This is a genomic window from Cupriavidus sp. 01L46 (genome assembly GCF_056399905.1).
The window spans coordinates 1-5,798 of record NZ_JBFTSF010000358.1 but is presented as its reverse complement, the minus strand read 5'-3'; the positions used below and the strand labels follow the sequence as shown (position 1 = coordinate 5,798).

General features: G+C 66.0%; 5 protein-coding genes. All 5 read left to right on the top strand.

The window, feature by feature from the left end; all coding sequences use genetic code 11:
- Positions 1–694, top strand: a 694-nt coding sequence (locus AC1DS3_RS34170; protein WP_477128912.1) for an LPS-assembly protein LptD, incomplete at its 5' end; no start/stop codon positions are given.
- 9 nt (positions 695–703) lie between these two features.
- Complete coding sequence (locus tag AC1DS3_RS34165; protein WP_477128913.1) at positions 704–2,194, top strand: peptidylprolyl isomerase; 1,491 nt, start codon at positions 704–706, stop codon at positions 2,192–2,194.
- Between the two features lie 18 nt (positions 2,195–2,212).
- Positions 2,213–3,262: a 4-hydroxythreonine-4-phosphate dehydrogenase PdxA gene (gene pdxA, locus AC1DS3_RS34160; RefSeq protein ID WP_441640523.1), complete on the top strand. Its 1,050-nt coding sequence runs from the start codon at positions 2,213–2,215 to the stop codon at positions 3,260–3,262.
- A 20-nt stretch (positions 3,263–3,282) separates the two neighbouring features.
- Positions 3,283–4,104 (top strand): 16S rRNA (adenine(1518)-N(6)/adenine(1519)-N(6))-dimethyltransferase RsmA, encoded by an 822-nt coding sequence (gene rsmA / locus AC1DS3_RS34155; RefSeq protein ID WP_441640522.1) that lies wholly within the window; start codon positions 3,283–3,285, stop codon positions 4,102–4,104.
- Between the two features lie 155 nt (positions 4,105–4,259).
- Positions 4,260–5,282 carry a tryptophan--tRNA ligase gene (gene trpS / locus AC1DS3_RS34150; RefSeq protein WP_441640521.1) on the top strand — a complete coding sequence of 341 codons (1,023 nt, stop codon included), beginning with the start codon at positions 4,260–4,262 and terminating at the stop codon, positions 5,280–5,282.
- Positions 5,283–5,798: the final 516 nt, after the last annotated feature.

The window sequence follows — 5,798 nt, the reverse complement described above, 5'->3', positions numbered from 1 at the left end:
CACGGGCTATGATCGTATCGCCGACAACAACAAGCTGACGGGCGGCGTGACCACGCGCCTGATCGAGGCGAGCAGCGGCATCGAACGCTTCCGTGGCACGATTGCGCAGMGCTTTGACTTCACTGGCCAGCGGGTGCAGCTCAATGGCACCGATCCGGCCAAAGCAGGATATTCGGATTTGCTGGCAGCGACCACGATCCAGATGTTCAAGGGCTATTACCTGGATGCTGGCGTGCAGTACAACCCGGACAGCAATCGGGTGATCTACTCGAATATCGCCTTCTCGTGGCGGCCGGAGCAGCGCAAGACGCTGAATGTCGGCTATCGGTACCGGCGCCCTACCTCGGTGACGGACAATGCCGCTATCGACCAGTTCGAGATTTCGAGCCAGTGGCCGCTGACACAGCGCACCTACGGCATCGGCCGGGTCGCGTTTGACCTGAGTGCCAGCCAACTGGTGGACGCGCTGGCCGGCTTCGAATACGCAGCGGATTGCTGGGTTGGCCGTGTGGTCTACCAGCGCTTCCGCAATACCACGCAGGGCTACACCGGACGCATCTTCTTCCAGGTGGAGTTCCGCGGGTTGTCCAAGATCGGTTCCAATCCGCTGGATGTGCTGCGGCTGAACGTGCCGGGTTATGAGCCCGTCCTCGCCAGGCCTGTTATCCCATCCCAGCTCGACCACTATGAATGACGGACCATGATGAAACGTCAAGAATTCAACGCGCTCTCCTCGATGTCTTCCCGCCTGACCGGCTGGCAAAGCCTGCTGTTGACCGCACTGCTGGCCGCCTTCGCGCTGCCGGCTGCGGCGCAGCTGAAGGCGCCCGGGCAGAAAGCTACCGGCATCTTCATGCCCCAGGCCGGCGACAGCGCTGCCGCCTCGCCGAGCCAGCCGCGCCTGGGCGTGACGCCGCCGGGCACAAGCGCCCAGCGCTCGCAACTGGTGGACGAGGTGGTGGCGATCGTCAACAACAGCGTGATCACGCGGCGCGAGTTGCTGGACCGCGCCGACGAGATCGAATCGCAGCTGCGCCAGGCCAACCGGCCAGTGCCGGCGCGTGCCGAGCTGCTGGGCGAAGTGCTCGAGCGGCTGGTGATGGAGCGGGTGCAGACGCAAGCGGCGCAGGATGCCGGCATCAAGGTGACCGACCAGGAAGTCGATCGCGCCATTGAGTCGGTGGCGCAGCAAAACCACATCAATGCGACCGACCTGCGCAGCCAGGTCGAGCGTAGCGGCATGACCTGGACCAAGTACCGCGACGAGCTGCGCAAGCAGGTCCAGGTGATCCGCCTGCGCGAGCGCGAAGTCGACTCCAAGATCCAGGTCTATGACGGCGAGATCGACAACTATCTCGCCGCCCGTGGCGGCCAGGGCGCCGCCGACAGCGGCCCCACCGAATACAACGTGGCCCAGATTCTGGTGCGCGTGCCTGAGGATGCCTCCGAAGCGCAGAAGGCCACCTTGCGCGCCAAGGCCGAGGGCCTGCTCAAGCAGGCGCAGGGCGGCGCGGATTTCTCCCAGCTGGCACAGGGCTCAGACGGCCCCGAGGCCGCCCAGGGCGGCTCGCTCGGTTTCCGCGAAATCGGCCGGCTGCCGGCACTGTTTGCCAACGCCGTGCTTGACCTGCAGCCTGGTGGCGTGGCGCCCCAGGTCATCGAGAGCGCTAACGGTTTCCATGTGCTCAAGCTGGTGGCCAAGCGCACCGCGCCGCCGGCAGCGTCGAACCCGGCGGCCAGCAATCACATCACGCAGACCCAGGTGCGCCATATCCTGATCCGCACGGGCCCCAACATGCCGGAGGCCGAGGCACGCCGCCAGCTGGCCACGCTGCGCGACCGGATCACCCACGGCGGCGATTTCGCCGAGGCGGCCAAGCGCTTCTCCYAGGATGGGTCGGCGCAGAACGGCGGCGATCTCGGCTGGGTATCGCCGGGCGAGCTGGTGCCGGAGTTCGAGCAGGCCATGAGCCGCCTGCGCCCGGGCGAGGTGTCCGAGCCCATTGTCACGCAGTTCGGCGTGCATCTGATCCAGGTGCTCAATCGCCGCGAGACCGAGATCACGCCGGAGAAGCAGCGCGACTTTGCCCGCGCGGAGCTTCGCGAGCAGAAGGCGCGCGCGGCGTATGAAGACTGGCAGCGCCAGTTGCGCCAGGCCGCCTACGTGGAATACCGCGTCAACCGCCAGCGCTAACCAGAACGCGTCGCCACCATGTCCAAGCCGCTCACGCTAGCCATCACCACCGGGGAACCCGCCGGCATTGGGCCCGACATAACCGTTGGCGCCTTGCTGCAACTTGCCGGCGAGCATCCGCAGGCGCGTTTTCACGTGCTTGGCGACGCGGGACTGCTGGCGGCGCGCGCCGCCGCACTGGGCGTCGCGCAAGCCTGGGCGTACCGGCTTGCGGATGGCAGCGTGGTGTGCGACGACATCCCTCTGGCCGTGCCTTGCGATGCTGGCCGGCTGGATGCGCGCAACGGCGGCTACGTGCTCGCCTTGCTCGATGCCGCTATCGATGGCTGCATGGGCGGGACCGACGGCACGCGGCGTTTTGCCGGCATGGTGACCGCGCCCGTGCAGAAGAGCACCATCAACGATGCCGGCGTGCCCTTCACCGGGCACACCGAATACCTGGCCGAGCGCGCCGGCGTGCCGCGCGTAGTGATGATGCTGGCCGGCCCGCAGCCCGCGCATGGCAATGCCATGCTGCGCGTGGCGCTGGCCACTACCCACCTGCCACTGCGCGCGGTGCCCGACGCGCTGACCGTGTCCATGCTGGAAGAAACGCTGGCCATCGTCGACCACGACCTGCGCCGGCATTTCGGCATCGCCCGGCCGCGTATCCTGGTCACCGGTCTGAACCCGCATGCCGGCGAAAGCGGCCATATGGGCCATGAGGAGATCGATGTGATCATTCCCGCGCTGGCCCATGCCGTGGACGCGGGCATCGATGCCCGCGGCCCGTACCCGGCCGACACGTTGTTCCAGCCCCGTCATCTCGATGGGGCCGACTGCGTGCTGGCGATGTACCACGACCAGGGCCTGGCCCCGCTCAAGTACGGCACATTTGGCCACGGCGTGAACATCACGCTGGGGCTGCCTTTTATCCGCACCTCGGTCGACCATGGCACCGCGCTCGATCTGGCCGCAAGTGGCCAGGCCGAGCACGGCAGCATGATCGAGGCGATCCGCAACGCCATCGCCATGGCCGGCCACGCCAACGGCCGGCCGCGCGCCGCGCCGCTGGTGGCAACACGCTGACGCCCGAGCGAGACCTAACTATGCGTTCYAACGTACACCAGGGCCATGTGGCCCGCAAACGATTCGGACAGAACTTCCTGGTCGATGACGGCATCATCCACGGCATCGTCAGTGCCATCGACCCGCAGCACGGCGACACCCTGGTCGAGATCGGCCCCGGCCTCGGCGCGCTGACCCAGCCTCTGCTGGAGCGCCTGCCGCAGATGCAGGTGGTCGAGCTTGACCGCGACCTGGTGGAGCGCTTGCGCCGCCGCTACGGTGAACGGCTGGTGATCCACGCCGGCGACGCGCTGGCCTTCGATTTCGGCAAGCTGTGCGAAGCCGGCAAGCCGCTGCGCATCGTCGGCAACCTGCCCTACAACATCTCCAGCCCGCTGTTGTTCCACCTGGCCGAGTTTGCCGACCAGGTGCGCGACCAGCACTTCATGCTGCAAAAGGAAGTGGTCGAGCGCATGGTGGCCGAGCCAGGCAGCAAGGCCTTCGGGCGGCTGTCGATCATGCTGCAGGTGCGCTATCACATGGAGCATGTGCTCGACGTGCCGCCAGCCTCGTTCAACCCGCCGCCCAAGGTCGACTCCGCCGTGGTGCGCATGATCCCCTGGCCGCGCCAGGCCGATGGCCAGTTGCGCTCTCCGTATCCCGCGTGCAACTTGACGGTGCTGGGCGACGTGGTGGCTGCGGCGTTCTCGCAGCGGCGCAAGGTTCTGCGCAATACACTGTCGATGCTGCGCGACCAGGTTGATTTTGAGGCGCTTGGCTTCGACCTGGCGCGGCGCGCCGAGGAAGTCCCCGTGGCCGAGTACGTCGGCCTGGCGCGCCAGCTTGAAACCCCGGCTACATGATGCGCGCTACCGGCTCTCGTTCCCATTGGTGGCGCTGCTGAGCGCAGCGGCACGTCGTCATCCCCTGATTCCGACTCCAGCCGCCGCAGCCCGGTTGGCAGCACTCTGCCTGCGCTGACCGGCACCGCGGCGCTTCTCTTACCCAAGGAAATGCCATGACTAGCGAAACGCAGGCGCCCCAGCGCAAGGTCATCCTCACCGGCGACCGCCCCACCGGCCAGCTTCACCTGGGCCATTACGTTGGCTCGCTCAAGAGCCGCGTGGCGCTGCAGGATACCCACAAGCAGTATCTGTTGCTGGCCGACACCCAGGCCATGACCGACAACGCGCACGATCCGGACAAGGTGCGGCGCAACGTGCTGGAGGTGGCGCTCGATTACCTCGCGGTTGGCATCGACCCGGCCAAGACCACCATCACGGTGCAGTCGCACCTGCCCGCGCTGGCAGAGCTGACCCTGATGTACCTGAACTTCGTCACGGTCGCCCGGCTCGAGCGCAATCCGACCATCAAGGATGAGATCCAGGCGCGCGGCTTCGGCCGCGATATCCCGGCGGGCTTCCTGTGCTACCCGGCTTCGCAAGCAGCCGACATCACCGGCTTCAAGGCCACCGTGGTGCCGGTCGGCGAGGACCAGGCGCCCCTGATCGAGCAGACCAACGAGATCGCGCGCCGAATCAACCACCAGGTTGGCCGCGAAGTGCTGCCGGAAGCCGCCGCGCTGATCCCGCGCTTTGGCCGGCTGCCCGGCGTCGACGGCAAGGCCAAGATGAGCAAGTCGCAAGGCAACGCGATCTCGCTGGCGGCCTCGCCCGAGCAGGTCAAGGAAGCGGTCATGCGCATGTACACCGACGCCAACCACCTCAAGGTGTCCGATCCGGGCCAGGTGGAGGGCAATGTGGTGTTCACCTACCTCGACGCGTTCGACGAGGCGGTCGAGGAAGTGGCCGAGTTGAAGGAACATTATCGGCGCGGCGGCTTAGGCGACATGGTGCTCAAGCGCAGGCTGGATGGGGTGCTGCAGGCGCTGCTGGCGCCGATTCGCGAGCGGCGCGAGGAGCTGGCGAAGGATCCGGCCTCTGTGTTTGATATCTTGAAGCAGGGGACGGAGCGGGCTCGCTTGGTGACGCAGGCTACGCTGGATGAAGTGCGTGAGGCGTTGGGAACGTTCCGGTTCTGAGTTTTTTGAGGGGCGTGGGGTTGCAACTGCTTAAGTTCAACTGCTTAAGTTCGACTTCAAGGTCAAAAGCTTAAAGTCAAAGGCAGTTTCACCTCCCCTGCGGGGCGGCGACCTACTTTCTTGTCTCGCCAAGAAAGTAGGCAAAGAAGCGACCCGGATGGGGCGAAAGACTCCTCGTCGGAAGACAAAAAGAGCGGCCGGGGGCCAAACTCACATCGCCTTAAGGCGATGCTCAAACATGGCCCCCTCKTTTCCGCTCYTTTTGCCTTCCGACGAGGCGCCCCATAACGGGAGATGAAAGACAGACGGCTCGCTGCGCATCGCGSGYGGGTGATTGCCGCCTGGGGGCGGCAATCACGGCTACACCGAATCGGGGTTTGATCCCTCTGTGGYAAGCCGTGTTTCCCGCCCCCAGGCGGGAAACACCCRWGCGCKATGCGMAGCGAGCCGTGAAGGTTTACCWAGGCCGTATGGGGCGCCTYGGGATTTCACGAAAAGAGCGGAAAAGAGGGACCC

What these genes read in the sequence shown, in the direction of transcription:
- trpS (WP_441640521.1), top strand. Translation starts at nt 4,260, where the DNA reads ATGACTAGCGAAACGCAGGCGCCCCAGCGCAAGGTCATCCTCACCGGC.
- pdxA (WP_441640523.1), top strand. Translation starts at nt 2,213, where the DNA reads ATGTCCAAGCCGCTCACGCTAGCCATCACCACCGGGGAACCCGCCGGC.